Annotated in this window: 29 protein-coding genes, 1 pseudogene and 3 riboswitches; of the genes and pseudogenes, 17 read left to right on the top strand and 13 right to left on the bottom strand. The window is 68.6% G+C overall.

The window, feature by feature from the left end:
- Positions 1-53 precede the first annotated feature (53 nt).
- The 3 genes from T398_RS18620 to T398_RS18610 all read right to left on the bottom strand — a co-directional run bounded on the left by T398_RS18620 (position 54) and on the right by T398_RS18610 (position 3,218).
- Positions 54-932: an SCO2322-related protein gene (locus T398_RS18620; protein WP_496448584.1), complete on the bottom strand. Its 879-nt coding sequence runs from the start codon at positions 930-932 to the stop codon at positions 54-56.
- Positions 929-2,365, bottom strand: a complete 1,437-nt coding sequence (locus tag T398_RS18615) for a prenyltransferase/squalene oxidase repeat-containing protein (protein WP_496448582.1) — start codon at positions 2,363-2,365, stop codon at positions 929-931. The genes T398_RS18620 and T398_RS18615 overlap by 4 nt, the downstream gene beginning before the upstream one ends.
- 134 nt (positions 2,366-2,499) lie before the next feature.
- A riboswitch (cobalamin riboswitch) is annotated at positions 2,500-2,637 on the bottom strand.
- An 89-nt stretch (positions 2,638-2,726) separates the two neighbouring features.
- A complete protein-coding gene (locus tag T398_RS18610) occupies positions 2,727-3,218 on the bottom strand; it encodes an SCO2322-related protein (protein ID WP_496448580.1) in 492 nt (163 codons plus the stop codon).
- A gap of 98 nt (positions 3,219-3,316) precedes the next feature.
- Positions 3,317-3,438, bottom strand: a riboswitch (cobalamin riboswitch).
- 194 nt (positions 3,439-3,632) lie between these two features.
- On the opposite strand from T398_RS18610, the gene T398_RS18605 reads away from it, so the two are divergent.
- The gene (locus T398_RS18605; protein WP_496448578.1) at positions 3,633-4,025 is read left to right on the top strand and encodes an SCO5389 family protein; all 393 of its coding nucleotides are present in this window, start codon (positions 3,633-3,635) and stop codon (positions 4,023-4,025) included.
- 63 nt (positions 4,026-4,088) lie between these two features.
- On the opposite strand, the gene T398_RS18600 is transcribed toward T398_RS18605, so the two are convergent.
- From T398_RS18600 to T398_RS18580, 5 genes are all read right to left on the bottom strand, one after another.
- On the bottom strand, positions 4,089-5,060 hold the full coding sequence (locus T398_RS18600) for a CU044_5270 family protein (protein WP_496448576.1): 972 nt from the start codon (positions 5,058-5,060) through the stop codon (positions 4,089-4,091).
- Entirely contained in the window at positions 5,057-5,641 is a 585-nt protein-coding gene (locus tag T398_RS18595) for an RNA polymerase sigma factor (protein ID WP_496448574.1), read from the bottom strand. The genes T398_RS18600 and T398_RS18595 overlap by 4 nt, the downstream gene beginning before the upstream one ends.
- A gap of 2 nt (positions 5,642-5,643) precedes the next feature.
- Positions 5,644-5,829, bottom strand: a complete 186-nt coding sequence (locus T398_RS18590; RefSeq protein ID WP_496448572.1) for a CGNR zinc finger domain-containing protein — start codon at positions 5,827-5,829, stop codon at positions 5,644-5,646.
- 408 nt (positions 5,830-6,237) lie between these two features.
- Positions 6,238-6,705 carry a hypothetical protein gene (locus tag T398_RS18585; protein ID WP_496448571.1) on the bottom strand — a complete coding sequence of 156 codons (468 nt, stop codon included), beginning with the start codon at positions 6,703-6,705 and terminating at the stop codon, positions 6,238-6,240.
- A gap of 37 nt (positions 6,706-6,742) precedes the next feature.
- Positions 6,743-7,237, bottom strand: coding sequence for a hypothetical protein (locus T398_RS18580; RefSeq protein ID WP_496448570.1), 495 nt, complete (start codon positions 7,235-7,237; stop codon positions 6,743-6,745).
- A 108-nt stretch (positions 7,238-7,345) separates the two neighbouring features.
- Between T398_RS18580 and T398_RS18575 the strand changes: the two genes are divergently transcribed.
- Positions 7,346-8,521, top strand: a complete 1,176-nt coding sequence (locus tag T398_RS18575) for a serine hydrolase domain-containing protein (protein WP_496448569.1) — start codon at positions 7,346-7,348, stop codon at positions 8,519-8,521.
- A 38-nt stretch (positions 8,522-8,559) separates the two neighbouring features.
- A complete protein-coding gene (locus T398_RS18570; RefSeq protein ID WP_496448567.1) occupies positions 8,560-8,988 on the top strand; it encodes a GNAT family N-acetyltransferase in 429 nt (142 codons plus the stop codon).
- 92 nt (positions 8,989-9,080) lie between these two features.
- Here the strand turns inward: T398_RS18570 and T398_RS18565 are convergent, their stop codons facing one another.
- Positions 9,081-9,968: a polysaccharide deacetylase family protein gene (locus T398_RS18565; protein WP_496448566.1), complete on the bottom strand. Its 888-nt coding sequence runs from the start codon at positions 9,966-9,968 to the stop codon at positions 9,081-9,083.
- Between the two features lie 146 nt (positions 9,969-10,114).
- Here T398_RS18565 and T398_RS18560 point away from each other — a divergent pair, with 146 nt between their 5' ends.
- The 12 genes and pseudogenes from T398_RS18560 to T398_RS18505 all read left to right on the top strand — a co-directional run bounded on the left by T398_RS18560 (position 10,115) and on the right by T398_RS18505 (position 21,985).
- Complete coding sequence (locus T398_RS18560; protein ID WP_496448564.1) at positions 10,115-10,921, top strand: inositol monophosphatase family protein; 807 nt, start codon at positions 10,115-10,117, stop codon at positions 10,919-10,921.
- A gap of 56 nt (positions 10,922-10,977) precedes the next feature.
- A complete protein-coding gene (locus T398_RS18555) occupies positions 10,978-11,772 on the top strand; it encodes an alpha/beta fold hydrolase (RefSeq protein WP_496448640.1) in 795 nt (264 codons plus the stop codon).
- 49 nt (positions 11,773-11,821) lie between these two features.
- A riboswitch (cobalamin riboswitch) is annotated at positions 11,822-12,040 on the top strand.
- A gap of 128 nt (positions 12,041-12,168) precedes the next feature.
- Positions 12,169-14,604 carry a ribonucleoside-diphosphate reductase subunit alpha gene (locus T398_RS18550; protein WP_496448563.1) on the top strand — a complete coding sequence of 812 codons (2,436 nt, stop codon included), beginning with the start codon at positions 12,169-12,171 and terminating at the stop codon, positions 14,602-14,604.
- Positions 14,601-15,674: a ribonucleotide-diphosphate reductase subunit beta gene (locus T398_RS18545; RefSeq protein ID WP_496448638.1), complete on the top strand. Its 1,074-nt coding sequence runs from the start codon at positions 14,601-14,603 to the stop codon at positions 15,672-15,674. The genes T398_RS18550 and T398_RS18545 overlap by 4 nt, the downstream gene beginning before the upstream one ends.
- Before the next feature lie 93 nt (positions 15,675-15,767).
- Positions 15,768-16,082, top strand: a complete 315-nt coding sequence (locus T398_RS18540; protein ID WP_496448637.1) for a hypothetical protein — start codon at positions 15,768-15,770, stop codon at positions 16,080-16,082.
- 55 nt (positions 16,083-16,137) lie between these two features.
- Positions 16,138-16,587, top strand: a pseudogene (locus T398_RS18535) (alpha/beta hydrolase); the annotation flags it as partial.
- Between the two features lie 14 nt (positions 16,588-16,601).
- Entirely contained in the window at positions 16,602-17,123 is a 522-nt protein-coding gene (locus tag T398_RS18530) for a hypothetical protein (RefSeq protein WP_496448562.1), read from the top strand.
- 101 nt (positions 17,124-17,224) lie between these two features.
- Complete coding sequence (locus T398_RS18525) at positions 17,225-18,067, top strand: ABC transporter ATP-binding protein (protein ID WP_496448560.1); 843 nt, start codon at positions 17,225-17,227, stop codon at positions 18,065-18,067.
- Positions 18,064-18,825, top strand: a complete 762-nt coding sequence (locus T398_RS18520) for an ABC transporter permease (RefSeq protein ID WP_496448559.1) — start codon at positions 18,064-18,066, stop codon at positions 18,823-18,825. The genes T398_RS18525 and T398_RS18520 overlap by 4 nt, the downstream gene beginning before the upstream one ends.
- Positions 18,826-18,851: 26 nt before the next feature.
- Positions 18,852-19,622: a MerR family transcriptional regulator gene (locus tag T398_RS18515; RefSeq protein ID WP_496448635.1), complete on the top strand. Its 771-nt coding sequence runs from the start codon at positions 18,852-18,854 to the stop codon at positions 19,620-19,622.
- A 175-nt stretch (positions 19,623-19,797) separates the two neighbouring features.
- On the top strand, positions 19,798-21,465 hold the full coding sequence (locus T398_RS18510; RefSeq protein WP_496448558.1) for an alpha/beta hydrolase: 1,668 nt from the start codon (positions 19,798-19,800) through the stop codon (positions 21,463-21,465).
- A gap of 1 nt (position 21,466) precedes the next feature.
- Positions 21,467-21,985 carry a hypothetical protein gene (locus T398_RS18505; RefSeq protein ID WP_496448556.1) on the top strand — a complete coding sequence of 173 codons (519 nt, stop codon included), beginning with the start codon at positions 21,467-21,469 and terminating at the stop codon, positions 21,983-21,985.
- An 89-nt stretch (positions 21,986-22,074) separates the two neighbouring features.
- Here the strand turns inward: T398_RS18505 and T398_RS18500 are convergent, their stop codons facing one another.
- Positions 22,075-22,257: a DUF397 domain-containing protein gene (locus tag T398_RS18500; protein WP_496448633.1), complete on the bottom strand. Its 183-nt coding sequence runs from the start codon at positions 22,255-22,257 to the stop codon at positions 22,075-22,077.
- On the bottom strand, positions 22,254-23,063 hold the full coding sequence (locus T398_RS18495) for a helix-turn-helix domain-containing protein (RefSeq protein WP_496448555.1): 810 nt from the start codon (positions 23,061-23,063) through the stop codon (positions 22,254-22,256). Before T398_RS18495 ends, T398_RS18500 begins: the two co-directional genes overlap by 4 nt.
- Before the next feature lie 307 nt (positions 23,064-23,370).
- Between T398_RS18495 and T398_RS18490 the strand changes: the two genes are divergently transcribed.
- Positions 23,371-23,712: a hypothetical protein gene (locus tag T398_RS18490; RefSeq protein ID WP_496448554.1), complete on the top strand. Its 342-nt coding sequence runs from the start codon at positions 23,371-23,373 to the stop codon at positions 23,710-23,712.
- Between the two features lie 61 nt (positions 23,713-23,773).
- Here T398_RS18490 and T398_RS18485 read toward each other — a convergent pair whose 3' ends face one another.
- Positions 23,774-23,971, bottom strand: coding sequence for a hypothetical protein (locus T398_RS18485; protein WP_496448632.1), 198 nt, complete (start codon positions 23,969-23,971; stop codon positions 23,774-23,776).
- A 103-nt stretch (positions 23,972-24,074) separates the two neighbouring features.
- Here T398_RS18485 and T398_RS18480 point away from each other — a divergent pair, with 103 nt between their 5' ends.
- Positions 24,075-24,824: a pentapeptide repeat-containing protein gene (locus tag T398_RS18480; RefSeq protein ID WP_496448552.1), complete on the top strand. Its 750-nt coding sequence runs from the start codon at positions 24,075-24,077 to the stop codon at positions 24,822-24,824.
- Here T398_RS18480 and T398_RS18475 read toward each other — a convergent pair.
- Positions 24,818-25,873, bottom strand: coding sequence for a S1 family peptidase (locus T398_RS18475; RefSeq protein WP_496448551.1), 1,056 nt, complete (start codon positions 25,871-25,873; stop codon positions 24,818-24,820). The two genes, T398_RS18480 and T398_RS18475, sit on opposite strands and share 7 nt — an antisense overlap.
- Positions 25,874-26,146: the final 273 nt, after the last annotated feature.

The raw sequence follows: 26,146 nt of genomic DNA, 5'->3' as shown, positions 1-26,146 counted from the left end.
CCGTGGCGTCAGTCATCCGGCGATTGGCGGTCGCGTGGCGGTCCGCCGTGGCGTCAGTCATCCGGGTCGGCGACCCGTCGTCGTCGGGCGGCGACCAGGCCCCCGGCGGTGAGGGCGGCCAGCAGCAGCACCCCGGCCAGCGTGCCCAGCGGTACGCCCCCCTCCTCGCGGGCAACGGCGTCGGTCCGCACGGGCTCGTCGGCGGAGCCCGGCTGCGTCGAGGCGGTGGCAGTCTCCGGGTACGGGTGGCCTGCCGCGCTGGCGGACGGCGCGGCGGTGGCCGAAGTCGACGGATCAACGGTGGTCGGCTCGCCGGTTGCCCCGGGCTGACCGCCGTCGGCGGGCGGCGGCGCTACGTCTCCGCCCGCCGGTGGCGGTGCCACCGGTACGTCGCTCGTCGGCGGTGCTGCCGGCGGTGGCGAGGCGGGCGGCGGTGCGGGGCGGCGCGGGGTGACCCCGGGGCGGGGCGCGTCGTTGGGGTCGCGGTTGAGGGAGAACGACCAGCCCTCGAAGCTGCCCGCCGGGGGCGTACGGTTCAGCACCCCCTTGTCGCTGTAGGTCCAGCTGCCACCGTTCGGGGCGTGCCAGTACGACCAGTAGGCGCTGGCCGGCGGCGTGTCGACGCACTTCTCCGCGTCCGCCGACGGTTTGCCCTCGATCCGGCAGATGAATCCCTCGCCCCAGCGCAGCGTGCCGGTGATCGGGAAGCCGGCGCCCTTCAGTGCGGCCAGCCCGGTGGCCTGGCTGCCCGGGGCGCAGCGGACAACCGTTCCGCCCCCGAGCTCGTTGAAGTCGACCACGACGGTGACGCCGGAGGCGTCCGGGCAGTAGCCGGGGAGCCCGGCGGCTACCGCCGGGCTCCCCGGCCCGATCACCGAGCCGGCGGCGACCAGGGCGACGGCCACTGAGCCGCGGAGCGTCCTGCGGCTCAATTCGCCCGCCGACGGCCGAGGATGAGCAGCCCGACGCCGCCACCGAGCAGCAGTACCGCGAGCAGCACGTAGCTGGTGATCGCCGCGCCGGTGGTCGGCAGCCCACCACCGGGGCTGGAGGTGGTCGGTGTGGGAGTCACCGGAGCGCTGCCGGTCGGTGACGCGGCGGGCGGCTCCGGCGGGGCGGTCCCGGTGGCGCTCGGTGTCGGGCTGGCGGTGGCGGTCGGCGTCGGCGATCCGGTGCCGGTCGGCGATCCGGTGGGCGAGGCGGTGCCGGTCGGGGTGGGCTGCCCGGTCGGCGGCGGGTCGAGGCCGATCCGACCCAGCGGCACCTGGGCGAGCCCGAGCAGCGCCTGGGCGGTGGCCCGACGCCACTGGTCCCGGCTGTTGTCGCCGAGCCCGTCCGCGACGGCGGCGGCGAGCCCGTCGGCGTTGTAGGCGATGGCGCCCGCCTCCGCGGCGGCCGCCCCGCCGCTCGCCGCGGTCAGCTGGAGCGCGGCCAGCGCCACCGCCGCCTCGGTGGCTGCCGGGTCGCGTCCGGCGGCGGCGAGGGCCTGCCCGGCCAGGCCGGTGCTGTTGGAATTCTTTCCGGTGGTCGGCCCGGAGCCGCCGAACGACCCGTCGGTGTGCTGCTGGGACACCAGCCAGTCCGCGCCGGCGGCGGCCGCGTCGGCGGCGCTTGTGGCACCGTCCTCGGCGGCGCTCAGCAGCGCCTGCACGGCCATCGCGGTCGAGTCGACGTCGAGGGTGGCGTCGGGTTGGTCGTCGCAGGACGGCGAGGGCCCGTCGGCCGTGTCCGGGTAGAGGCGGAAGCCGCCCGCCGCGCACTGCTGCCGGATGAGGAAGTCCACCGCGTCCTGCGGTACGCCGCCGCTGCGGGTCAGGCCCAGCACGGCGAAGGACTGGTCGAAGGTGTTACTGGGGTCTGCGCCGGTCTGTGGGGTGGTAGCGCTGGTGATCCGTCCCCGCTGGTGGTCGATGTCCGCTCCGGCGATCAGCGACAGGGTCTCGGCCCGCAGGTCGTAGCCGCCGAAGTCGGTGGGGTCGGCGCTGGAGGCGGAGGCGGCGTAGAGCAGCTTCGCGGTCGCCCCGCCGTCGGTGAAGCCCTCGATGCCCCAGTGGTCGTAGCTGTTGTAGGCGCGCACGTTCGCCGCGACCTGGGCGGTCGCCGCCTGCCGGGTCGACGGGTCGACCCCGGTGGCGGCGAGCGCGAGGAGACCGTCGATGGTCAGCCCCCAGTCCTCCGGGTTGATCGGGCCGGGCAGGACGCCATCGGTGAATTCGTCGGCGAGCCAGGACGCCGCTGCGCGGGCTGCGGCGGCGTGGTCCGGGTCGGGGGCCGCCACCACGGTCAGTGGGGCGGCGGCTACCGCGGCGAGGGTGGTTGCCGCGGCCGCGCCGAGACCGGTGGCGAGGCGCCGGGACAGGGCCATGAGGGGGTGCCTTTCTAGAGCAGTCGGTGAGCTCCGGCAAGCACCCGGGATACGAAAACCCCGCTCCGCGTACTGCGGTGAGCGGGGTGGACAGACCTCGGCGGACCGGACTTCACCCTGTAGACCTCGACAGTGGAAGCCGCTCGTCCCGGGCGGGGCATTCCGGCTCGCGAAAGGGTTCTCTCGCTCACGGCTGCGGGTCAGCGCCGGCATCGCACCGGCTTCCCCCCACGCGGGACTTATGCAGTTGTGCCCAGTGTGTACCGGGTGCCCGTCACCGTACCGCTAGGGCGTGTGACGACGCCAGGACAGTTCCGGGCACCCGGGGTGCGCCACTGGTCACACCAGCGGCGCGGGTGAATCAGGGGGCGGGGATGCTCGGCGGCTCGCTGGCACCGTAGGACCAACCCTCGACGCTGCCCGGGGCCGGGTCGTAGTTGAGCACGCCCTTGTCGCTGTACTCCCAGTCACCGCCGCTGGACGCGTGCCAGTACGACCAGTACCCGCTGGCCTGCGGGGTGTCGATGCAGGGCTCGACGTCCGGGGTGGGCAGGCCGCCGAGTCGGCAGACGAAGGCAAGACCCCAGCGGGCGGTGCCCTCGACGGCGAAGCCGGCGTCCTGGATGGCGGTCAGCCCGGTGTCCGGGTCGCCGGGGGCGCAGGCGACCTCGACCTCGCCGCCGAAAGCGGTGAAGTCGATCACCACGGTGACGCCCGAGGTGCCGGCACAGGCGTCGGCTCGCGCGGCTTGGGGGGCGGGCTCGACAGCGGTCAGGGCGATCCCGGCGACGGCGGCGGCCAACAGGCCGGCGGCGCGGGTGCGGAGTGTGGATCGAAGGTGGGACACGACCATCAGGAGTGCCTTTCCGCCCTGCGGTCGTCAGAACCCAGCCGAGCGCTGTTGGTCAGCGTCGGGTCGGGGCCTCCGACCCGTGGGCCACGACGGGTGGGTAGGGGTGCGCGAGCGTGGCGGGTATTCGGGCTTGCCGTCGCAGATGAACCTCGACGGCCTACCGTTGCGGGCCAGCGCCGGATTTTGACCGGACTTCCCCCGCACGCACGCGTTGGTTGAGTTGTCGCGACAGTCTGGGCTGCTGCGAGCGGCGCTGTCAAACGGCCCTGAGGTGGGCGCATGTCCTGAGGACCGCGCATCGGGTGAATCCGACGGAGCCACACCACGTGGCGTCATTGACGCGGTGGACGTTGCGTGGTGTGCTCAGCACGCAACAGTAATGAAAACCGCGATCATTATCAACTGAGGAGGATCATGTCTCTCACCGTGCCACCGGACCTGTTGCGGGCCGCCGAGTCGGGCCCCGTTGCCGACGACGCCTTCGTCTCCTGCGTCCGCGACTCGCTGCCGTACGCCTGGCAGACCGTCAGCCGGGTGGCGGCGGAGCTGGCGTCCTCCGACGCCGAGTTCGCCGACAACGTCGTCCCGCCGCCGACCGAGGAGGAGCGGGGTCAGCTCCTGCGCGCGCTGGCCAGCGACGCCATCCGGTCCAGCCTTGAACGCCACTTCGGCGTCAAGCTGGCCTTCCAGAACTGTCACCGGGTCGCGGCGTTCCGGCACTCCGCGGTCGACTCGGAAACCTACCGCCGCTTCATCTCCGTCCGCGGTCAGCTGCTCAACCAGTCTCCCGAGCTGCGCAACTGTTGATCCGGCTAGCGCTCGGTGGCCGGCGGGGTGATCCACCTCCGCCGGCCCGCCGGGCACCCCCGATCAGCCGCCGCCGCGCTCCTGCTCCCAGCCGCATACCGGTGTCGGCTGTGGCGCCGGGCGCTCTCCGAGCTTCGGCACCACGGCCCGCTGCAGCACTGCGGTCGTGCTGAACACCGTCCCGGCTGGTCCGTCGGCGGTGTCCGCCACGAGGTAGCTGCGTTGGCCGAGATAATCATACGTGTGTCTATCGAAAATCCACTCGTCTCGTCGGCTTCTTTCGGTGCGCGCGACGGCTATCCCCGGTCGGCCGGCTGCGTCGGTGACCCCACGGACCACCTCAACCCCCGGAATCTTCGCCGCAGCCAGATAGAGCGCGGCGCTCGTCCGCGGCGGCACCAACGACTCGTGCAGAATGTCACCGATCGCGGTGAACGCCGCGCCATCGCGGCTGCTTCCCTGGCCCCGCTCATCCCGCTCCCGGTAGAGCTTCGCCAGCAGTTCATCGGGATCAGTGGGTAGATCGACAGCCGTCGCGTTCGGCGTCATGTTCGTGAGCGTCGTCCGTTCCGGAATCACGCCGATGATCGGCAAGTTGACGAGTGGCTCGCGAAGCAGTCCGTCACCTCGTTCGTACCGTGGGATCCAGATCTCCCGCTCGTGTATCGGTTGCAGCTGGGCCGGACCATTGCCCAACTCGGCGTACGCCCCCCGACTCTTGACGTAGACGTACTCGCCCTCGCCAGCCGATGGGCCCCGCTTGCAGGCGGCCGTTGCAGCCATCTCATTCAGGAGCAGGGTCGCGCCGCTGTGACTCCCCTGCTGGACCGCCACGGTCAACGGCGGGTGGTCCAGCTGCCACGGCTGGGCGGCAACCCCGACCGCGACCGCCAGCACACCCGCTGCCGGCGCCAGCAACAACCTCCGCCGTGACCGCTGGACCGGCCGTTCGATCTCGTTTATCAGGTGCCGCCGCAGTGTCTGCCGGCGCGTCGCCGGCATGGCCGGCACACGGGGAGCGGTGGGCTCGCTCATCGGTACTCTCCCTGCTCGACGGGGATCATTCGGGTACGCACCAGCTCTTGGTGGGTCAGTGCTCGCAGCCGGGTCCGAGCCCGGGACAGCCGCGAGCGCACGGTTCCAATAGGTACGCCCAGGGCCTCGGCGGCAGCTGAATAGTCCAGTTGCGACCAGACGCAGAGCAGGAAGACCTCCCGGTCTGCTCGGCGGAGTGTCCGCAGCGCAGCCAGGGCTGTGGCAACCTGGTCGGCGTCGTGCATTCGGCCGACCACCTCGTCGGCGAAGTCCGGGACCGAGTCACCGGATGGCAGCCGCCGCAACGCCTGCCGGTGCCGGCGCGCGGTCCGCCGCCGGTTGCGCAGCACATTGGTGGCGATGCCGAGCAACCACGGCCGCAGGCCCTCTCCCTCCGGGCACAGGGACTCGCGGACCCGCCACGCCTCAAGAAAGGTCAGCGAGACCACGTCCTCGGCGTGCGTCGGATTGCCCTCACTCCACAACGCGTGTCGACGAACCGCTTCGGCATGCTCATCGAATAGCTCACCGAACGCGTCGGTGTCTCCGGCCCGGATCCGGACCCGCATCTCAGCTGTCACATCTACACCTGTCCGCAGGCAGCCCAAAGTTCCCACCGGTCGCGGACATACTTCTCGTAGTGCCGGGACACGTGAGCGCGGTTGCCGCAGGACGGCTTGCACCACGCCTGGCGCGGATGTTCCTTGACGAAGTAGCGCACGCAGCGCCAGGCGACTGTCGGTGTCGACTCGTCCGGCCAGTTCAGCATGGGCCGGACCGGCAGCCGGCCACACCAGCCGACTCCAGGATCAGGGCGTCCTATGCGTTAGTCGGTGGCCTTGGGGTGTCCGGTGCCGGCGTGTCTGAGCCAGCAGGTGCGGGTGTCGTGGTCAACCACGTACCAGACGCGGCCCCCCCGCGGTGACCTCGTATTGCCACTGCGGCAGCGTCTTCCCGTTGTGCTTACAGGTGGCGAGGGATCCCTTGAGGGGGTGCTGGCGGCTGGTCGGTGGGGAGGGGCAGGGGTTTGATTCAAGTTTGTCGAACGCGGCCCGGGTGTTGGCGGCTGCCTGGCGACAGAGTTCTTCCCAGCCCTTTGCTGCGTCAGCTGTAGCGAAACGTAGGGTGTAGGCGCCGGGACGTGGAGGTGGTGCGACCCGATCGCCGCGTTTGGCGTTCACTCGCTGTCCGGGAGATCGACCGGCCCGAAGTCGTCGGAACTCGGGGTGGCGAGGATTCGGTGAAGGTCGGGGTCGGCGTGGACTTCGGCCGTGTGCCGCCACTCGGCGAGTAGCTGTGACAACGCCGTGGTGTTGCCCACCGCCGCAGCGGCTTCTGCCGTGGTGACAAATTCACCGGCCATCTGCTCGGCCTCTCCAGGAGGCAGGAACCGCACCCATGGCAACACAGTGGGCAGCGTCTCTCGGACCAGGTCGGGTTCCTGGCGTGCCAGGCTGGCCAGCAGCCGAGCGGTCAGGTCGACCACCTCACCTTCAGCTACCGCCCGTTCCGCCGACATGAGCACCAGGTCGGTGGCGTCCCGGCGCCGTAGTCGCACCGCGCGAGCGCGGGACAGCCGCTCGGCGGTTTCCGTCGGTTGGCGCAGCAGCTCCGAGAACGGAACCGACTCTAACGGCATCGACATGACCTCAACACTACTTCAGTAGTAGTGGAGATGCCGGCTAGCTGGAGGGTTTCGGTGGGGCGATCCTGCGGAAGCGCTCGTGCGCGGACTGGCGGCTGATGCCGAGCGCGTTGCCGATCTCGGCCCAGGAGAGTCCGGTCGCCCGCGCCTGGGTCACGGCCTGTTCGATGAGGGGCCGTTGCCAGCGTTCCACCTGGGCGAGGATGCCGAGCGCCTGTAGTGGCCAGGTGGTGGTCAGTTCGGCGACGCCGTCCCGCAGCGTGTCGGAGCGGTTGAGCAGCCAGCCGGGTGGAGTGGCGGCCAGGAGGGGTCGGATGTGCCCGCCCCACTCGGAGGTGGCCATCCAGCGCCCCTCATCGGCGGCCGGGTAGTCCCGGCTGCCGGCCCAGCCGCAGCTGCATCCGGCCCGGTAGCCGACGGCGTCAGCCGGCGCTGCGGCATCGGTCTGCAGCGCCCCAGTGGTCTGCAGCGCCCCGTCCGGCAGCCGGAATCCGACGAGCTCGGCATGCCCCGGAACCATCTCCTCCGTCATCCAATCAGCATATGCCCGTCAGGGTTGCCTGACGTATGCGGTAAGGATACCTTGACGGCGTTGCTTCGGGTGGCTGGCATCCGGAGCCGGCACTCCGAAGGGGAATCCATGCCCGTGGCACATGGCACCGTCGCGCCGGGATACGAGCCGGTCCAGACGGCGTTCCAGGCGAACTTCGACGCACGCTCCGAGATCGGCGCTGCCCTCAGCGTCTACCGGCACGGCCGGGAGGTGGTCCGGCTCTGGGGCGGGGTCGCCGATCCTGCCACCGACCACGCCTGGCGGGAGGACACCCTCCAACTGGTCTACTCGGCGACCAAGAGCGCGTCCGCGGCGTGCGTGCACCTGCTGGCCCAGCGCGGTCAGCTCGACCTGGGCGCCCCCGTGGCCGCGTACTGGCCGGAGTTCGCCGCCGCCGGCAAGGGCGACATCCCGGTTCGCTGGCTCCTGTCCCACCAGGCGGGGCTGCCGGTGCTCGACCGTCCGGTCCCGCTGACGGCGGCGCTCACCGGGGAACCGATCGTCGTCGCGCTGGCCGCCCAGGCACCCGCCTGGCCGCCGGGAACGGCGCACGGCTACCACAGCCTCACCTACGGCTGGCTGGTCGGCGAGGTGGTACGTCGCGTCTCCGGTCGCAGCCTCGGCCGATACTTCGCCGATGAGATCGCCACCCCACTCGGCCTGGACTTCTGGATCGGCCTACCGGCCGCCGAGGCGCACCGGGTCGCCCGGATCACCGAGCAGCCGGTCCCCCCGCCCGCCTCCCCCGAGGCGATGCCGGCGGCGCTACGGGAGGCGCTGGCCGCGTTCACCGACCCCACCTCGCTGGCGGTCAGGTCGACGATGGTGACCGACCCGCCGCTCGACCTCGCCGACCCCCGCACCTGGGCGGCGGAGATCCCCGCGGTGAACGGCATCTGCACCGCCTCGTCCCTGGCCCGCTTCTACGCGGGCCTGATCGGTGCGGTTGACGGTGTCCGGATCCTCGATCCGGCCACCCTCGCCGCCGCCACCCGGGAACAGGCCAACGGCGTCGACCAGGTGCTGCGGGTGCCGACCCGGCCGGCGCTCGGCTTCGGCCTGCCCCTGCCGGAGCAGCCCTGGTGGTCGTCGACCGCCTTCGGCTTCCCCGGGCACGGCGGCTCGCTCGGCTACGCCGACCCGGCCAGTGGGATCGCCTTCGGATACGTGACGAACGGGCTGCGCGTCACGATGGCCCCGGACCCGCGGACGGTGGCCCTGATCGAGGCCCTCCAGTCGGTGCTCTCCCACCAGCCGGTCTGAACGGGTTTCCCGGATACGGTCGCGGGAACTGTCGTGGGGTGTTCACCCGAACGCACCACGACGGCTACCTGGTCAGCACCGAACGCGAGCGTCTCGACCTCGACCTGGTGCACCATTGGCTTGCCACTGACACGTACTGGGCCCGTGGATGGGCCCGGGCGACGGTGGTGCGTGCCTTTGCGAACTCCATCGGCTTCGGTGTCTATCGCCCCGGGGACGGACACCAGGTGGCGGTGGCCCGGGTGGTCACCGACCGGGCCACCTTCGCCTGGGTCTGCGACGTGTATGTCGACCGGGCCGAGCGCGGTCGTGGACTGGGCACCTGGCTCGCGGGCCAGGTCCGCGACCATCTCACGGACCTCGGCATCCACAAGATTCTGCTGGACACGGATGACGCGCACGGCGTCTACGCCAAGGTGGGCTTCGGTCCGCTCCGGCGGCCGGACCGGTGGATGCAGCTCGATTAGCGAGATGGGTGTCAGGTCCTGAAGACGCACACCGTAAGCGGGCGTGTGGTAGCGCCTCCTGGCGAACGTTTCGGGCGCAGGGCGTCGCGTGCTTATTCGCTGCCTCCGGTGCGTGGGTGGCGAAGTGCGAAATCGGTGGCGATGTCGTCGAAGGTGGTCCACCTGATGCCCGCATGCTGGTTGATGTGCTCGATAATTCGTTCGAGCATCAGAAGCACCTGCGGTCGTCCCGACACATCTGGATGGATGGTAAGGGGGAATACGCCGTAGTCCAGCTCCCGATAGACCCAGTCGAACTGGTCGCGCCACATCTCCTCGAGCTGTCGCGGGCTGACGTAACCGTGGCTGTTCGGGCTGGCCTTGATGAACATCATCGGTGGCACGTCATCGAGATACCAGTTCGCCGGAATTTCGATGAGATCGGTCTCCTCGCCGTGGACCAATGGCTTCATCCAGTCCTCGGCCTTCGCGGAGTAGTCGACTTTGGTCCAGGTTTCACCCACGCAAACCCGGTGGACGGTGAAGTCGTTGCGCATCAGCGAGTGGTCGTAGCGGATGCCCCGCTCAAGTAGCAGCTTGTGCGTGACCGGAGAGAACTCCCACCACGGCGCGGCGTAGCCCCTGGGATGTTCGGCTACCGACTCGATCAGGTCTATGCACCGGTCCAGGACGGCGGCCTCCTGCGTTTGACTCATCGCGAGCGGGTTTTCATGGCTGTACCCGTGTAGGCCTATTTCGTGACCGGCATCCACGATCTGCCGGAACTGGTTGGGAAACGTCTCGATGGAGTGCCCAGGCACGAACCAGGTGCTCGGAATATTGTATTTTTCAAACAGATTTAGAAGGCGTGGCGTGCCGACTTCCCCAGCGAAAATGCCACGGGAAATGTCGACGGGCGATTTTTCGCCGCCGTACGATCCCAACCAGCCCGCGACTGCGTCCACGTCGACGCCAAACGCGCACAGAACTTCCTTCGGCATCCCGTATGTCCTTTTTCGTCCCGCCTCGGTGATGGCAGCCGAGGATGAGCTCGATTCTTCACGGGTTTTCGGCAGCTGGCAGGGGCTTTGGCGGCATGCCACGCTGAGCGGGTGGTCGGTGGAAGTGGCGAACTATGGTGTCTGGTATGTCGATCACAGATCAGGCGTTGGCGATCGAGGCGGCGGAGGCGGGGGCGACGGTCGTTCGCTCCCACTACGGATCCCCGCTGACCCAGTTTTCGAAGGGCGGGGACGACTTCGCCACCACAGCGGACCTCGCGGCAGAGAAGGCCATCCTGGACACCCTGCGCGCGGCGCGTCCCGATGACGCCCTGGTCGGGGAGGAGAGCGGGCGCACGGGCACCGGCGACAGCGGGCGGATGTGGCTGGTCGACCCGTTGTGCGGGACGTTGAACTTCGCCGCGCGCACCATGCTGGTCGCGGTCAACGTGGCGCTGCGGAGCGATACGCAGCCCACCGTCGCCGCCGCCGCAGACCCGTTCAGCGACGAGGTGTTCTGGACCGACGGCACCGCCGCCTACGTCCGCCAGGGCGGTACGGACGAGCGGCTCATCCCGTCGGCTGACTCGAAGCTGGTGGACCTCAACCTCTATCCGCCGTTTCCCAACGGGGGCGACTTCCAAGTCGCGCGGATGCTCACCGACACGAGTTTCGTCGCACGGTTCCACCCGCGCGTGGTCGCCAGCACCCTGGCGGTGACGTGGGTCGCCGCCGGCCGCCGCGCCGGCTACGTCACCGACGGCAACCAGTTGCGGGACAGCGTGCACTTCGCGGCCGGGATCGCCCTCTGCGAGGCGGCGGGTTGCGTGGTCTCCGGGATCGACGGACGGCCGCCGCACACCGGGCTGGGCGGTCTTGTCGTGGCTGCCGACGAGCAGACGCACAGCGCCCTGCTGGCGTCCATCGAAAACCAGCGGGCGCGGCAGAGCTGAGCAAGGGTAGGGTCGCCCGGCTGTTGGACAGTCGCGAGGGCGAGGAGGACTCCTACGTGCAGCGGGTGACGATCAGTCGGGACGGGGTGGCACTGTCCTGCCTCGTGGGTGGCTCGGGCGACGATGTGGTCGTGCTGTTGCACGGGCTGGCCGGCAGCGCGGCGGAGCTGGTGCCCACGGCGGAGGCGCTGCCGGAGCACCGAGTGATCATGGTGGATCAGCGCGGTCACGGTCATTCGACCCGGCGGCCGGAGGACCTTTCTCGCCAGGCCTACGTTGACGATGTGGCCGTCGTCGTCGCGGAACTCGCCGGTGGTGCACCGGTGACGGTCGTGGGTCAGTCTATGGGTGGGCACACGGCGCTGTTGTTCGCCGCAAGGCATCCCGAGCTGGTGCGCCGGCTGGTGCTGCTGGAGGGCGGGGTCGGGGGCCGCGAGGAGCGGGGGGACTACCCGGCCGAGCTGGGTGCCTTCTTCGCCTCGTGGCCGGTGCCGTTCGCCGATGTTCGCCAGGCCGGCGAGTTTCTGGGCGACACCCCGGTGGCCCAGGCCTGGCTGCGGGACCTGGACCGGCGCCCGGACGGGCTCTGGCCACGGTTCGAGCCGGCGGTGATGCGGGACGCCATCGCGGCCGTCGCGGCCCGGGCCTGCTGGGACGAGTGGCAGCAGGTCACGGCACCCACCCTGCTGGTGCTGGGCGAGCACGGGATCATCCCCGCCGCCGAGGTGCGGCGCATGGTGTCCCTGCGTCCGGACGTCGAGCAGGTCGTCGTTGCCGACGCCGGGCACGACGTCCACCTCGAAGACCGGGACGCCTGGATTCGCGCCCTGCGGCAGTTCCTCAGCCGCTGACACGCCCGGCACGACATCTGGTGTTGCATGTCGGGTGGGGGCGGCATATATGGTGTCTCCCGCAGCTGGTTCGGCGCTCCCCCGGGGAGTGGCCGAGGCAAGAGGGAACCCGGTGAAAATCCGGGACTGCCCCGCAGCGGTGAGTGGGAACGACCGCCGTCATCACGCACTGGGCTGATCGAAGCCTGGGAAGCGACGGCCAGTAGGCGACCCGGGTCCCCCGGGCGTGCCCGCGAGTCCGAAGACCTGCCAGCGCGCCGCACGCGACGCGTGCGGCGGTCGGCGGCCGCGCGGGACGGCCGACGCCCGCAGCCGTCCGGCGTGGTTACCCCACCGGGCGAATGATCGTGGCGTCCCCCCGTGTGTTCGTCGACCTCGTCGGCGGAGGAGGGGGAGATGACGACAACGCGGGAACGCGCCACGAACGGCTCGGCCGGGGAGACGACGGCGACGCGGGACGGCACCACGAACGGTCCGGCCGGTGCGGAGCAGCAGCGGCGGCAGGTGATGGAGGTCCGCAAGCGCAACGGCGACACCGAGCCGGTGGACGTCAACAAGATTGTCCGCGCGGTGGAGCGGTGGGTCGGCGACCTGAACGAGGTGGACCCGCTGCGGGTGGCGACCAAGACGATCAGCGGCCTGTACGACGGGGCGACCACGGCCGAGCTGGACCGGCTGTCGATCCAGACGGCGGCGGAGCTGATCGGCGAGGAGCCGCAGTATTCGAAGCTGGCGGCGCGACTGCTGGCCGCGTACGTGGACAAGGAGGTCCGGGGGCAGCAGGTCGCGAGCTTCAGCCAGTCCATCCGGTACGCCCACGGCCTCGGGCTGATCAGCGACGACACCGCCGCCTTCGTGTCCCGCAACGCCCGCAAGCTGGACGACGCGGTGGACCCGGCCGGCGACCTGCGGTTCGAGTACTTCGGGCTGCGTACCGTCGCGGACCGCTACCTGCTGCGGCACCCGCAGTCGCGGCTGGTGGTGGAGACCCCGCAGTACTGGCTGCTGCGGGTGGCCTGCGGGCTGTCCCAGACCCCGGCCGAGGCGATCGGGTTCTACCGGCTGATGTCGTCGCTGGCGTACCTGCCCAGCTCGCCCACGTTGTTCAACTCCGGCACCCGGCACACCCAGATGTCCTCGTGTTTCCTGGTCGACTCGCCCCGCGACGAGCTGGACTCCATCTACCAGCGGTACCACCAGGTCGCGAAGCTGTCGAAGTTCTCCGGCGGCATCGGCATCGCCTGGTCGCGGGTCCGGGGCCGGGGCGCGCTGATCCGGGGAACGAACGGCCGGTCGAACGGCATCGTGCCGTTCCTGAAGACCCTCGACGCCGGCGTCGCCGCGGTCAACCAGGGCGGCCGGCGTAAGGGTGCGGCCTGCGTCTACCTGGAGCCGTGGCACCCCGACATCGAGGAGTTCCTGGAGTTGCGGGACAACACGGGCGAGGACGCCCGGCGTACGCACAACCTGAACCTGGCCAACTGGCTCCCGGACGAGTTCATGCGCCGGGTCGAGGCGGACGGGGACTGGTCGCTGGTTGACCCGTCCGACGCCCCGGAGCTGCCCGACCTGTACGGCGCGGAGTTCGACGCCGCCTACCGGGTCGCGGAGAAGAAGGCGGTCCGTACGGTCAAGGCGCGGGACCTGTACGGGCGGATGATGCGCACCCTGGCGCAGACCGGCAACGGGTGGATGACCTTCAAGGACCGCGCGAACGCGCTCTCCAACCAGACCGGGGAGCCCGGCAACACGATTCACCTGTCGAACCTCTGCACCGAGATCCTTGAGGTCAACAACGACGCCGAGACGGCGGTGTGCAACCTGGGCTCGGTCAACCTGGGCGCCCACGTCACCACCGACGGGGTGGACTGGGCGAAGCTGCGGGCCACCGTCCGTACCGCGGTGGTCTTCCTCGACCGCGTGATCGACATCAACTACTACCCGGCCGAGCAGGCGGCGGCCTCCAACCCGCGTTGGCGGCCGGTCGGGCTCGGGCTGATGGGCCTGCAGGACGCCTTCTTCACGCTCCGGCTGCCGTTCGACTCGGCCGAGGCGCGGGAGCTCTCCACCCGGGTGCAGGAGGAGATCTTCCTGACCGCGTTGGAGACCTCCGCCGGGCTCGCCGAGCGGTTCGGCCCGCATCCCGCGTACGCGCAGACCCGCGCCGCCAGGGGCGAGCTGCACCCGGAGCTGTGGGGGGCCGAGCCGGCGCAGCCGAAGCGCTGGGCCGAGCTGAAGGCACGGGTCGCGGGGCACGGTCTGCGGAACTCGCTGCTGGTGGCGATCGCCCCGACGGCGACGATCGCCTCGATCGCCGGCTGCTACGAGTGCATCGAGCCGCAGGTGTCCAACCTGTTCAAGCGCGAGACCATGTCCGGCGAGTTCCTTCAGGTCAACACCTACCTGGTCGGTGAGCTGAAGGCGCGCGGGCTGTGGACGGCCCCGATCCGGGACGAGATCAAGCGCGCGGAGGGGTCGGTGCAGGGCCTCGCCGAGCTCCCCGCCGAGGTGCGGGAGCTGTTCCGGACGGCGTGGGAGCTGCCGCAGCGGGCATTGATCGACCTGGCCGCGGCCCGCGCCCCGTACATCGACCAGTCGCAGTCGCTGAACCTGTTCCTGGCCGCGCCGACGATCGGCAAGCTCTCCTCGATGTACCTGTACGCCTGGAAGTCCGGGTTGAAGACCACCTACTACCTGCGGTCCCGTCCCGCGACGCGGATCCAGCAGGCCACCGTCGCCGTCACCCCGACCCCGTCGAGCTCCGCCGGGGCCGACGCCGAGGCGCTGGCCTGCTCCCTGGAAAACCCCGAAAGCTGCGAGGCATGCCAATGACCACCGACGCCCAGACCCGTACCGCGACCGCCCAGACCCGTACCGCGACCGCCGAGACCGTCGGCGAGCGGCAGTTGCTGCTCGACCCCGGGATGGACCTGACCCTGCGCCCGATGCGGTACCCGCACTTCTTCGACCGGTTCAAGGAGGCGATCAAGAACACCTGGACAGTCGAGGAGGTGGACCTGCACTCCGACCTCGCCGACCTGGCGAAACTCTCCCCGGCCGAGCGGCACCTGGTGTCCCGGCTGGTCGCGTTCTTCGCCACCGGCGACACGATCGTCGCCAACAACCTGGTGCTCAACCTCTACCAGCACGTCAACTCCCCGGAGGGCCGGCTCTACCTGTCCCGGCAGCTCTTCGAGGAGGCGGTACACGTCCAGTTCTACCTGAACCTGCTCGACACCTACGTGCCGGAGGAGAAGGAGCGCTTCGCGGCGTTCGCGGCGGTGGAGAACATCCCCTCGATCGCCCGCAAGGCCGAGTTCTGCTTCCGGTGGATCGACTCCATTTTCGAGCTGCGGGAGCTGCGGACCCAGGCGGACCGCCGGGCGTTCCTGCTCAACCTGATCTGCTTCGCCGCCTGCATCGAGGGCCTGTTCTTCTACGGCGCCTTCGCCTACGTCTACTTCCTCCGCTCCCGGGGCCTGCTCAACGGCCTCGCGTCCGGCACCAACTGGGTGTTCCGCGACGAGTCCATGCACATGGCCTTCGCCTTCGACGTGGTGGACACCGTCCGCGCCGAGGAACCGGACCTCTTCGATGCCGACCTAGAGCAGCAGGTCAGGGAGATGATGGTGGAGGCGGTCGACTGCGAGGTCCAGTTCGCCGAGGACCTGCTCGAACAGGGGGTGTCCGGGCTGTCCCTGGCCGACATGCGGGAGTACCTCCAGCACGTCGCGGACCGGCGGCTGGTCACGCTGGGAATCGCCCCGATGTACGGCAGCGCGAACCCGTTCGCCTTCATGGAGTTGCAGGACGTACAGGAGTTGTCGAACTTCTTCGAGCGGCGGGTGTCGGCGTACCAGATGGGGGTCAGCGGGAGCGTCACCTTCGACGACGACTTCTGAACGAATAGTTGCTCTAGGTGATCGGCTGTCCCGGCGACTGTCACATTCGTGGTGGTGCTCCTCCGGTATTGTGCGGGGTCGCACGAGGGGGAGGTGCTGATGCATCCGGGGTTCGCGGTTGATGTGGAAGCCCTACAGAGCATTGGGGCGAAGGTGGTGGCGGCGGCCGGGACGTTGCGGGAGGCGGTGCCGGCGGCCGGTGCGGGGTTGGCGCCGCCGCCGCAGTCGGGTTCGGCTGCGGCGGTTGCGGCGAAGGCGGCGGAGGAGGCGTGGCTGGCGGAGTTGCGTCGGCTGGTGGAGGAGTTGGATGGGTTCGGCGCGGATCTGAGTGCGTCGGCGCAGGGTTATCTCGCTGCGGATGAGGCCAATGCTGATGGGTTGCGGCGGATGGGGGTGTTACCGCGGTGAGTGATCTGACGTTGGGGGATGTGCTCGGTTTTCGGCCGGGTCCGTGGCATGAGTCGGCGCGGGTGTGGTTCTCGACACGTTCCAGGCCGGGCTGCGTGCCACTCACGATGGGGGCATTCCATCGCATAACACTGTGCTTGGTCACAGCTACGGCTCCACGCTTATCGGTCACGCCGCCCGGGGCCCTGGCTTCCACGCTGATGCCGTGGTGTTCGTCGGTTCGCCCGGCGTTGACGTCAACCACGCCTCCGAACTAACCGGCGTGCGCCCCGACCAGGTCTGGGCCACCACAGCGGAACACGACATCATCCGTCGGGTGCCCGACTGGGATGTCGTGCACGGCAACGACCCCAGTGAGCCCGGTTTCGGGGCGCGAGTCTTCGCCAGCGACCCCGGCGACGCGGACGACGAGGCGGCCGCCCACTCCGCCTACTGGGACCAGGACAACATCGCGCGTGACAATATCGCGCGGATCGCCACGGACAGTCCCCGTCGACCGGCCTGAACAGGTGCGTTGACATGACCTATCGGCGAGTAGCTGTAGTGCTGCTTAAAGCAATGGTGATCATGGCGGCGATAGCTGGTTGTCTGGGAGAGGAGAGGGCTGTGCAGCCCACCGAGACGCGAGTACAAGCAGTGCAACGAGTCGACGAGCTTTTGCGGGAGGCGTTAGCCCAGTTGCCCGCCGAGGCTACGACTGAAGGGGATTCCACGCTGGATGCTGTTCCGTGTGATGCTCCTACCGACGGTGGCCCCGATGGTCGGACGTTCGTGGAACGGGAATTTCAGATCCTGGCCCCGGCCTCGGGTGACTGGTCGGTGACCCAGTCCTTGCCGATCCTTTCCATGTTCTGGGAGCAGAAGGGCTACGAGGTTATTACTGACAATAAGCGTTTTGACGATCTGCATCGATACCATGTGCAGGCTGCCGATGGCTATCGGGTCTTTCTGCAAACCCATGACCGAGGTGATCGCTATGATGTCTATCTTGCGGCCAGTTCGCCTTGTGTGTGGGAGTTTGGGACGCCTGGTCCGCAGTAGTGGCTGCTGGCTGGGCTGGCAGCTTCGCAGTCCCTGCCTGGCCAACAGCGCGCAGACTCGGGCTTGACCTTGACGCTGGGTCAACGTTGCACGCTGGGGTCATGTCGATAGATCTTCAGCGGACGCCGGGGCAGATCCGGGAGCCGGCGATCCAGGTACGCGGCCTGCACAAGTCCTTCCAGGAGCTGCAGGTGCTACGCGGCGTCGACTTCGACGTCGCGCCGGGCAGTGTCTTCGCGCTGCTCGGCTCCAACGGGGCGGGCAAGACCACGGTGGTACGGATCCTGTCCACGCTGTTGCGCTCGGATGCCGGTGCAGCCACCGTGAACGGCTTCGACGTGGGCGCGCAGGCGGGAAAGGTGCGTGCGTCGATCAGCCTGACCGGGCAGTTCGCCGCGGTCGACGAGGTTCTCAGCGGGCGGGAGAATCTGGTGCTGGTCGCCCGGTTGCGGCAGCAGCGGGAGCCGGGTCGGGTCGCGGATGACCTGCTGGCCCGCTTCGCCCTCACCGACGCGGCGAACCGCCGGGTGGCGACGTACTCGGGTGGGATGCGTCGTCGCCTCGACCTCGCGATGAGTCTGGTGGGGAAACCGCCGGTGATTTTCCTCGATGAGCCGACGACCGGGCTGGACCCGCAGGCGCGGCTGGAGGTGTGGCAGGCCGTCCGGGAACTCGCCGGCCAGGGTACGACGGTGCTGCTCACCACCCAGTATCTGGACGAGGCCGAGCAGCTTGCGGACCGGATTGCGGTCCTGCACGAGGGGCGGATCATCGCCAACGGCACGCTCGCCGAACTGCGGCGGCTGTTCCCGCCCGCGACCGTGGAGTACGTCGAGAAGCAGCCGTCCCTGGAGGACATCTTCCTAGCCATCGTCGGCGGCGGGGACCCCGCCGTGCCGACCGCCTCCACCGCACCGGTACGAGCAGCTAAGGACCCCCGATGACCGGCAACTTCCTCAGCGACACCACCGCCCTGACCCAGCGTTCCCTGCGCCACATCGCTCGCAGCCTGGATACCATCATCACGACCGCGATCACGCCGATCGTCCTGATGCTGCTCTTCGTCTACGTCTTCGGCGGTGCGGTTGACGCCGGGTCGGATAACTACGTGAACTACCTGCTCCCCGGCATCCTGCTCATCACCGTGGCCTCCGGCGTCTCCTACACCGCGTACCGGCTCTTCCTGGACATGAAGGGCGGCATCTTCGAACGTTTCCAGTCCATGCCGATCGCGCGCTCGGCCGTACTGTGGGCGCACGTGCTGACCTCGCTGGTCGCCAACCTGATCTCGCTCGTGGTGGTGGTGCTGGTCGCCCTCGCGATGGGGTTCCGCTCCGGGGCGGGCGTGCTGGCCTGGTTGGCGGTCGCGGGGATCATGCTGTTGTTCACCCTGGCTCTGACCTGGCTGGCCGTTATCCCCGGGCTGGCCGCGACGTCCGTGGAGGGGGCGAGCGCCTTCTCCTATCCGCTCATCTTCCTGCCGTTCATCAGTTCGGCGTTCGTGCCCACGGAGAGCATGCCCGGCCCGGTACGCGCCTTCGCCGAGAACCAGCCGGTCACCTCCATCATCGACACGGTCCGCGGTCTGTTGGCGCAGCAGCAGGTCGGCGCCGACCTGTGGGTCGCCCTCGCCTGGTGCGTCGGCCTGTTCGCGGTCGCGTACGTCGTAGCCAGGGCCGTCTACCATCGCAAGGTCAGATGACGTTGGCCACCGGCGTGGAGGTAGCGATGCTGACCATCGGTCGCCTGGCCTCCTACGCCGGGGCTTCCATCCGCGCCGTGCGGCACTATCACCAGATCGGGCTCCTGCCGGAGCCGGAACGCGACGCGTCCGGCTACCGGAGCTACGACGCCGCCGCGGTGCTGCGCCTGATCCGGATCCGGACCCTTGCCGAGGCCGGGGTTCCGCTGGCCCGGGTCCGGGAGCTGTTGGAGGCCGATTCCGAGACGTTCGCCGCCGCGAGGGTCGAGATCGACCGGGAGTTGCGGGCACGGATCCGCACCCTTCAGGAGCACCGGCGGCGGGTCGCCCGGCTCGGCTCCGTCGAGTCGCTGGCGGTCCCCGCGGAGGTGGCCGACTACCTGGGTCGCCTCCGGGCCATCGGAGCGCCGACGGTCCTTGTCGAGGCGGAGCGGGACGCGTGGATTCTCGTGGCGGCGCGTTATCCGGAGACGATCCCGGCGATCATCGCCGACAAGGTTGCCCAGCTCGCTGACCCGGCGATCCTCCGCTTCTACCAGCTAATCGGCCGGCTCGCGGAGGAGTCGGAGAACGACGATCTGCTGCGCGAGATCGCCGACCTGATGAGCGACCTGTACGAGGAGGCGGCGGCGAGCGGGGACCTGGACTGGCAGGACGAGGTCATGCCGGACAGGGGGTTTTGGCGGCTGTTGGACTCGTTCTCCTACGACGTCCACCCGGTCGTTGCCCGGCTGGGGGAACTGCTCGCCGAGCGTGGCTGGACCGGGTGGACTCGGGTGGAGAAGCGTCGGCCCTGAGCCCGGGTGCGTGCGCACCTTCGGCACGGTCGCTCTGGGTGATCGGTTGTCCCGGTAGCTGTCACATTCATGGTGGTGCTCCTCCGGTATTGTGCGGGGTCGCACGAGGGGGAGGTGCTGACGCATCCGGGGTTCGTGGTTTTGCTGGGTTGCGGCGGATGGGGTTGTTACCGCGGTGAGTGATTTGACGTTGGGGGATGTGCTCGGTTTTCGGCCGGGTCCGTGGCATGAGTCGGCGCGGGTGTGGGGTCGGCTTGCGCGGGGGGTTGATGATGCTGCGGAGCAGTTGATTCGTGGTAGTCGGGATCTTGTTCATGTGTGGCCGGATGGTCGGGCTTCGGCGGCTGCGGTGGGCAGGGGTGAGACGTTGCGGGCTGAGGTGAGTAACGCGTACAACCCGGCGAGGCGGGTCGCGGATGTGTTGGAGCATCATGCGTACGCGATGGTGGGGTTGCGGCGGCAGGCGGAGGAGATTGTCGCGTCGGCGCGGGCGGCTGGTTATCAGGTGGACATGGTGACTGGGGCGACGGCGCCGCCGCCGTCGGCGGATATGGCTGGCGGTTTGGATCGTTCCAGTCGGGCTGTCGAGTCGGTGCTTCAGTATTTGCCGAGTGTGGTGGGGTATGCGCGGGCGCAGGATGATGCGACTGCTAATGCCATTGCGGTTAATGTGCCGTCGCCGCGGGTGGGTTTTGGGGTTGGTCGGCTTGGTGGGGTTTCTCGTGGGGTGTTGGAGGCGCAGGCGGGGCGGAGTCCGGCGGAGATTAATGCGTGGTGGGAGTCGTTGACTCCGTTGCAGCAGGAGCAGGTGTTGCGGGAGTTCCCGGACCTGGTCGGGCAGCTGGATGGTGTTCCGGTCTCGGATCGGGACGTGGCCAACCGTACGGTGTTGGAGCGCGTGACCGGGCCGCTTCGGCAGGATCTCGGCGCGACCGAGGCTCGGATGCGGTACCTGGATAGCATGTTTGACCAGGGGCGGATCTGGGAGGTATATCCGGATCCGATGGACCCGAAGACCGACATGGAAATGGAAATGATGAAGCTTGCCTCTCAGCGTGATGAGCTGGCCGGCAGGCTGCGGGGCGTCGACGCGATTACCGACCGGCTGCATGACCCGGACCTACCGGCGGCGTACCTGGTCGGGTTTTCCAGCGATGGTGACGGTCGGGCGATCGTCTCGGTCGGTGACCCGGATACCGCCGACAACGTGCTCACCTACGTGCCCGGCACCGGCGAGCACCTCTCGAAGGTCAGGGCCGGCCTGCAGCGCATCGACGACATGGCCGCAGACACCGCTTTGGAGGCCCCGGGCAAGCAGACATCCGTGGTCTACTGGTATGGCTACGATGCCCCAGACAAAATTCTTCCTGATGCGGGTCTGGACTCCTACGCCGAGGGCGGTGGTCCGGTCCTTGACAGATTCCAGAGTGGGCTACGTGCCACCCATGACGGCGGAATTCCGTCACATAACACTGTGCTTGGCCACAGCTACGGCTCCACGGTTATCGGTCACGCCGCGCGGGGCCCCGATTTTTTGGACGCCGACACCGTGGTGTTCGTCGGTTCGCCTGGAGTTGGCGTCGACCATGCCTCCGAGCTGACTGGTGTGCGCCCCGATCAGGTCTGGGCCACCACGGCGAAGCACGACATCATCGGTCGGGTGCCCGACTGGGTGCACGGCAACGATCCCAGTGAGCTCGACTTCGGGGCACGGGTCTTCGCCAGTGACCCCGGCAACCCCGACGACGAGGCGGCCACCCACTCCGCCTACTGGAATCCGAACAACCTTGCGCGTAAGAACATTGCGTTGATCGCTACCGGCCAATCTTTTGAGGTGCAGTGACATGGCATGTCGCCGAGTAGGTGCCGTGTTTGGCTTAGCCGTGGGGATCGTGATGGCGGTGGCTGGCTGTCTGGGAAAGGACAAGGCTTTGCAATTCACCGAGACGAGTTCACAAGCCGCCCAACGAGTAGACATGCTCTGGGACGAGGCGTTCGCGCAATTGCCCTCCGGCGTTACTGCCGAGAGAAACCTCAGCCTGGACTCTCTCTCATGCGATGCCCCTACCGATGGCGGTCCAGAAGGCAGGATATTCGTGGAACGACGAGCTCAGGTTGTCGCACCTGCCTCCACTTCCTGGTCGGTAGCCGAGGTTTTGCCTACGCTCTCGGCATTCTGGGAGCGAAAGGGGTACAAGATCATCACTGATGACCACATCGTTAATGAGTACCGCCACACCGTCCAGACCGACGACGGCTATCAGTTGATGATTAGGGTCTACGATCGCGATGACCGCCATGACATCTATGTCGGAATTAACTCGCCTTGCGTGTGGGAGTTCGGGACGCCTGACCCGCAGTAGTGGCTGTGGCCGAGCAGCGGGTACGCCCGCGTGCAGCCGCAGGAAGAAGGCCCGGTCTCCGTGGGGAGCCGGGCCTTCCGTGGTGCTGGTCAGTGTCGCTTGGCGAAGTCGACGAACGTCTGCCACACGGTCGGGTTGAACTGGAGGGTGCCGCCGTCCCGGTCCTTGGTGTCGCGCACGAGCACGACGCTGGGCAGGTTGTCGGCCACCTCGACGCACGACCCGCCGTTGGTGCCGGACCGCGTTGATTTGTGCCATCGGGCACCAGTCATGTCCATGTCTGCGCCTCCTTCTTGATCAGGTCGAGGGACTGCCTACGAGAGAGAGCCTCACCCCGGACCACCTCCCACGTTCGCTGGAGGGTAGCAAGGTCATCGGCCCCATCTACCACCTGCGCGCGCACCTGGTGATCGAGGTGGGTCACCATCGAGCCGTCCCCTAGGGTGGCCAGAATGAACCCGCCCTGCAGTCCAGGGTAGATCCCGGCCTCCTCGGGCACCACGAGGATCTGCACGTGCGGTAGCTCCGCCATCTGCACCAGGTGGGCGACCTGGTCGGCCAGCACCCCCGGCTGACCGGCAATCGGCCGGCGGAGCACCATCACGTCGATGACCGCCACGAGTTGAGTTGGCTTCTCGCCGGTGAGAATCGCTTGCCGTCCGAGCCGGGAGTGCACTCGTTGCTCGATGTCGGCAGGTTGGACGAGGTCCGTTGTGAACATGGCGCGTGCATACGCCTCCGTCTGTAGCAGTCCGGGTACGAAAGCCGGCTCGTACCAGCGGAGTAGGGTCGCCTCCTGCTCGCACTGGATCCACTCGCGCAGCCAGTCCGGGTCGGCCTTGGCGAGCTGGCGGAGCATCCGGCTGAAGCGGCCGTCCTGCCCCTCCCGGAACGCGGGGTCGTGTGCCCGGTCGAGGGCCACCGCGTAGTCCGGCGTGAGTGGTCGCCCGCTGGTCTCCACCGAGCTGACGTGTGATGCCGAGTAGCCGATGCTGCGCCCGAACTCCTCCTGGCTGAGGCCCAGGGTCTGGCGTAGCAGGCGAAGCTCCATCAACACGTAGTCCATGACACTGCTCATCGCTCCCCACTTTCTGCTCGGTTTTTTTCCGCGTCTCCTCAGGTCTGCTCAGCGCTGCTCGATACGGCCCATGATCAGCTCGAACGGCGTGAGCAGGTATCGAAACCACTGCGGTCCTATCGAGACTGTCACCCATGCGGACCTGTTCTTCGCCGAGCGTAGTGGGGATGGGTCCTGCCCAGGGCCCGCCCGCACCCACCGGACGTGGGTGGGCCCTGTCCAACGCCGTCCAGGAGGTAGTCGTGAAGATCCGCTGGTTCAGTCGTCGCCGGAGGAACACCCCGCAGTGGCGTGCCAACGGAGGTCGATGGTGAGCAGGCGCCAGCTACCCCAGCCCCGACTCGGTCCGCACCCAGAACACCCCCGCCACCGCAGTGGAAACCGACCACCCCACACCCCGTTCCGCCCCCTGTGGGCCTGCCGAGCGTGTGGTCAACCGTGGCCCTGCGCCGAGGCCCGCCTCCTGCTCAAAACCGAGTACGAACGTCGACACCTCAGCCTCTCCATCTACCTCGCCGGGCTGTTGTATGAGGCCATGCACGACCTCTATCACCTGAACCCCCACGACGGACCGAGCCCCCGCGCCCTGTTCGACCGCTTCGTCGCGTGGGGCCCGTTCCGGCGGCCAGCCGGGACGGCGCGAGAGTGAGGCACCCCGCAACCGACCCCGCGACCTCCGCACAGGTCAGCCGAGCATGGCGCCCCGCTGATCAGGCGAGCACGACCTCATGTCGGTACGCCTGCACCCGTACCCCGTCCATGAGGACGACCTCCACCCGGCTCGCGTCGTCGGCTCGTCGCCGCACGGCGTGGATTGGCTTACCGGCATGTTCGGTGATTCGGCCCTGGTCGGCTCGGTCCGGCCGGAAGACCCAGCTCAGGCTCACGGGATTGTTCGACACCAGCACCCCCCGGGTTGGCACGCTTGTTCGAGCGTCGAGTTTAGTCGTGCCAGCGCCTGGCGGCGGTGCACGACACGACAGCCGTACGGTCACCGGCGGGTCTTAGGGTGTGGGCATGCCTGCCCGATCCTCGGGGCCTCGACGTGCCGCCGACCCACGGAAGCGGCGGGAGCCGCGTAGCCCCGTACCGCCGGCCGAGGTCGACCGGTGGGAGGCCACCGGGTTGGAGTCGGAGTCGACGCTGACGTGCCAGGCTCTCTACAGCGTGCGGCTGACCGGTCAGGACGCCTCGTCGGTGACCTTCCGGCAGTGCCGGTTTCGCGGGGCCGACCTGGCGGAGTGTCGGCTGGATCAGGTGGCGTTGAGTGACTGCCTGGTGACGGATTCCAGTTGGGCCAATCTGCGCGCCGACGGTGGACAGCTGTCCCGGGTACGGCTGGCGCGGTGCAGGATGACGGGCGTGACCTGGGCCGACGGCGTGCTGCGGGATGTCGTCGTCGCCGGATGCCGGGTGGACCTGTCGGCCTGGCGGATGACGACCTTCGACGCGGTGCGGTTCGAGGACTGCAACCTTCAGGGCGCCGACTTCACCAACGCGGACCTGCGGGGGGCGACCTTCCAGGGCTGTGACCTGACCGGCGCGGTGTTCCACCACGCATCGATGGAGGGCACCCGGTTTCGGGGCTGCAACCTGGCTGGTGTCGGCGACCTCTCCAGCTGGCGCGGCGCCGTCGTGGACCACGAGGATCTGATCAGCCTGTCGTACGGGCTCGCCCAGGCGGCCGGAATTCGGGTGGCAGGCGTGGACGGCGGGCCGCCAGGAGATCGGGCGGCCCGCCGTCCCGCGGTTGATCAGTAGGCGTAGACGCCGTACGCGGCCAGGGCTTCCCCGACCGGTTGGTGGAAGCCGCGGGCGTTGCTATTGGGGCAGCCGCCGCCCTGGCTGCCGGAGTGGATGGCGAGCGCGGTGTTGCCGGCGAAGATCGGGCCGCCACTGTCACCGCCAGCCGAGCAGACGTTGGTGACGACCAGGCCGTAGACCGGCCCCGCCGTGTAGTTGGCCGTGGCGTTGATGGCGACCACCGCGCCATTCTGCGTGCCGGTGGTGGAGCCGGTGCGTGTGACGTTCTGACCGACATAGGCATCGGCGCTGCCGGTGATGTCCCGCCAACTGTTGCCGACCTTGACGTGGCCGTAATCCTGCTTCCCGTTTTGCGAGTAGACGATGCCGTAGTCGTTGCCCGGGAAGCTCTTGTGGAGCGCGGGCCCGATCAGGTTTGTCCTGCTGGAGTTCGCGTACCAGCTTTCGGTCCCGGTGATGCAGTGCCCGGCGGTGAGGAAGTAGTAGCTGTTGGGGGCGGTCTTCACATTGAAGCCCAGGCTGCAGCGGTACCGGTAGTTCCAGACACCTTCGCCGCCGATGACGTCGGTGCTGAGGGTGCCGGTGTGGGCTTCGATGCGGACGGCGCCATTGGTGCGGGCGGCGGCTTTCTGGACCTGGGTGCGTTTGTCGCCGGTGATGGTGCTGTCGATGGAGAGGACGACCTGGTTGGTGGTGGGGTCGGTCCACCAGGCGGTGCCGGGGATTTTTGCGGACTGTTCTAGTTCGGCGGTGGCGGCTCGGAGTTGGGCGGCGCTGCGGGTGACGAGTTTGGGGGTGGCGCCTTCGGCGCGTACCTGGCGGGCGGTGGTTTCGTCGGTGACCGTGATGATCATGGTGCCGTTGTGGTCGGCGTAGACGCCGGCGGTGCGGTCGCCGAGGCGTTCGGCGAGGCTGGTGGCGGCTTCGGGGGAGGCGGATTCGGCGGGTGCGGCCTGGGTGGGTGCTCCCAGGAGTCCGCTGGCGACCAGCGTGCCGGCTGCGGCGACGGCACCAGCCCGACGGAATGAGGACAGGGTGGATTTCATTTGAACCTCCCCAGCGGGGCAGCGGCCGTTATCCTCATGGGCCTTGGCCCATGAAGATTATTCGGCCTGAACAATTAGTTAACTTAATTTATCATTACCTTTGATGTTTGGCAATGTCGATATTGAGGACGAGTGGGGGCCGATCTCGGTGACTGGCAACGGACGACCTTGAGTGCGATGCGCCTGGAGATCGTGACTTTCCCGGTGTTGATCGCGTTCGTTGAACGTGACTGAGGCGTCGTTTCAGAACCGTTTTCAGGTCACGCGTGTTTC

The sequence above is a fragment of the Salinispora goodfellowii genome (genome assembly GCF_059570675.1).
This window is presented reverse-complemented; position numbering and strand designations above follow the sequence as displayed.

Coding starts and splice junctions, on each gene's coding strand:
- T398_RS18615 (WP_496448582.1), bottom strand. CDS start 2,365: ATGGCCCTGTCCCGGCGCCTCGCCACCGGTCTCGGCGCGGCCGCGGCA.
- T398_RS18610 (WP_496448580.1), bottom strand. CDS start 3,218: ATGGTCGTGTCCCACCTTCGATCCACACTCCGCACCCGCGCCGCCGGC.
- T398_RS18605 (WP_496448578.1), top strand. CDS start 3,633: ATGTCTCTCACCGTGCCACCGGACCTGTTGCGGGCCGCCGAGTCGGGC.
- T398_RS18600 (WP_496448576.1), bottom strand. CDS start 5,060: ATGAGCGAGCCCACCGCTCCCCGTGTGCCGGCCATGCCGGCGACGCGC.
- T398_RS18590 (WP_496448572.1), bottom strand. CDS start 5,829: ATGCTGAACTGGCCGGACGAGTCGACACCGACAGTCGCCTGGCGCTGC.
- T398_RS18585 (WP_496448571.1), bottom strand. CDS start 6,705: ATGTCGATGCCGTTAGAGTCGGTTCCGTTCTCGGAGCTGCTGCGCCAA.
- T398_RS18580 (WP_496448570.1), bottom strand. CDS start 7,237: ATGACGGAGGAGATGGTTCCGGGGCATGCCGAGCTCGTCGGATTCCGG.
- T398_RS18575 (WP_496448569.1), top strand. CDS start 7,346: ATGCCCGTGGCACATGGCACCGTCGCGCCGGGATACGAGCCGGTCCAG.
- T398_RS18565 (WP_496448566.1), bottom strand. CDS start 9,968: ATGCCGAAGGAAGTTCTGTGCGCGTTTGGCGTCGACGTGGACGCAGTC.
- T398_RS18560 (WP_496448564.1), top strand. CDS start 10,115: ATGTCGATCACAGATCAGGCGTTGGCGATCGAGGCGGCGGAGGCGGGG.
- T398_RS18550 (WP_496448563.1), top strand. CDS start 12,169: ATGACGACAACGCGGGAACGCGCCACGAACGGCTCGGCCGGGGAGACG.
- T398_RS18545 (WP_496448638.1), top strand. CDS start 14,601: ATGACCACCGACGCCCAGACCCGTACCGCGACCGCCCAGACCCGTACC.
- T398_RS18530 (WP_496448562.1), top strand. CDS start 16,602: ATGACCTATCGGCGAGTAGCTGTAGTGCTGCTTAAAGCAATGGTGATC.
- T398_RS18525 (WP_496448560.1), top strand. CDS start 17,225: ATGTCGATAGATCTTCAGCGGACGCCGGGGCAGATCCGGGAGCCGGCG.
- T398_RS18520 (WP_496448559.1), top strand. CDS start 18,064: ATGACCGGCAACTTCCTCAGCGACACCACCGCCCTGACCCAGCGTTCC.
- T398_RS18515 (WP_496448635.1), top strand. CDS start 18,852: ATGCTGACCATCGGTCGCCTGGCCTCCTACGCCGGGGCTTCCATCCGC.
- T398_RS18505 (WP_496448556.1), top strand. CDS start 21,467: ATGGCATGTCGCCGAGTAGGTGCCGTGTTTGGCTTAGCCGTGGGGATC.
- T398_RS18500 (WP_496448633.1), bottom strand. CDS start 22,257: ATGACTGGTGCCCGATGGCACAAATCAACGCGGTCCGGCACCAACGGC.
- T398_RS18495 (WP_496448555.1), bottom strand. CDS start 23,063: ATGAGCAGTGTCATGGACTACGTGTTGATGGAGCTTCGCCTGCTACGC.
- T398_RS18490 (WP_496448554.1), top strand. CDS start 23,371: ATGGTGAGCAGGCGCCAGCTACCCCAGCCCCGACTCGGTCCGCACCCA.
- T398_RS18475 (WP_496448551.1), bottom strand. CDS start 25,873: ATGAAATCCACCCTGTCCTCATTCCGTCGGGCTGGTGCCGTCGCCGCA.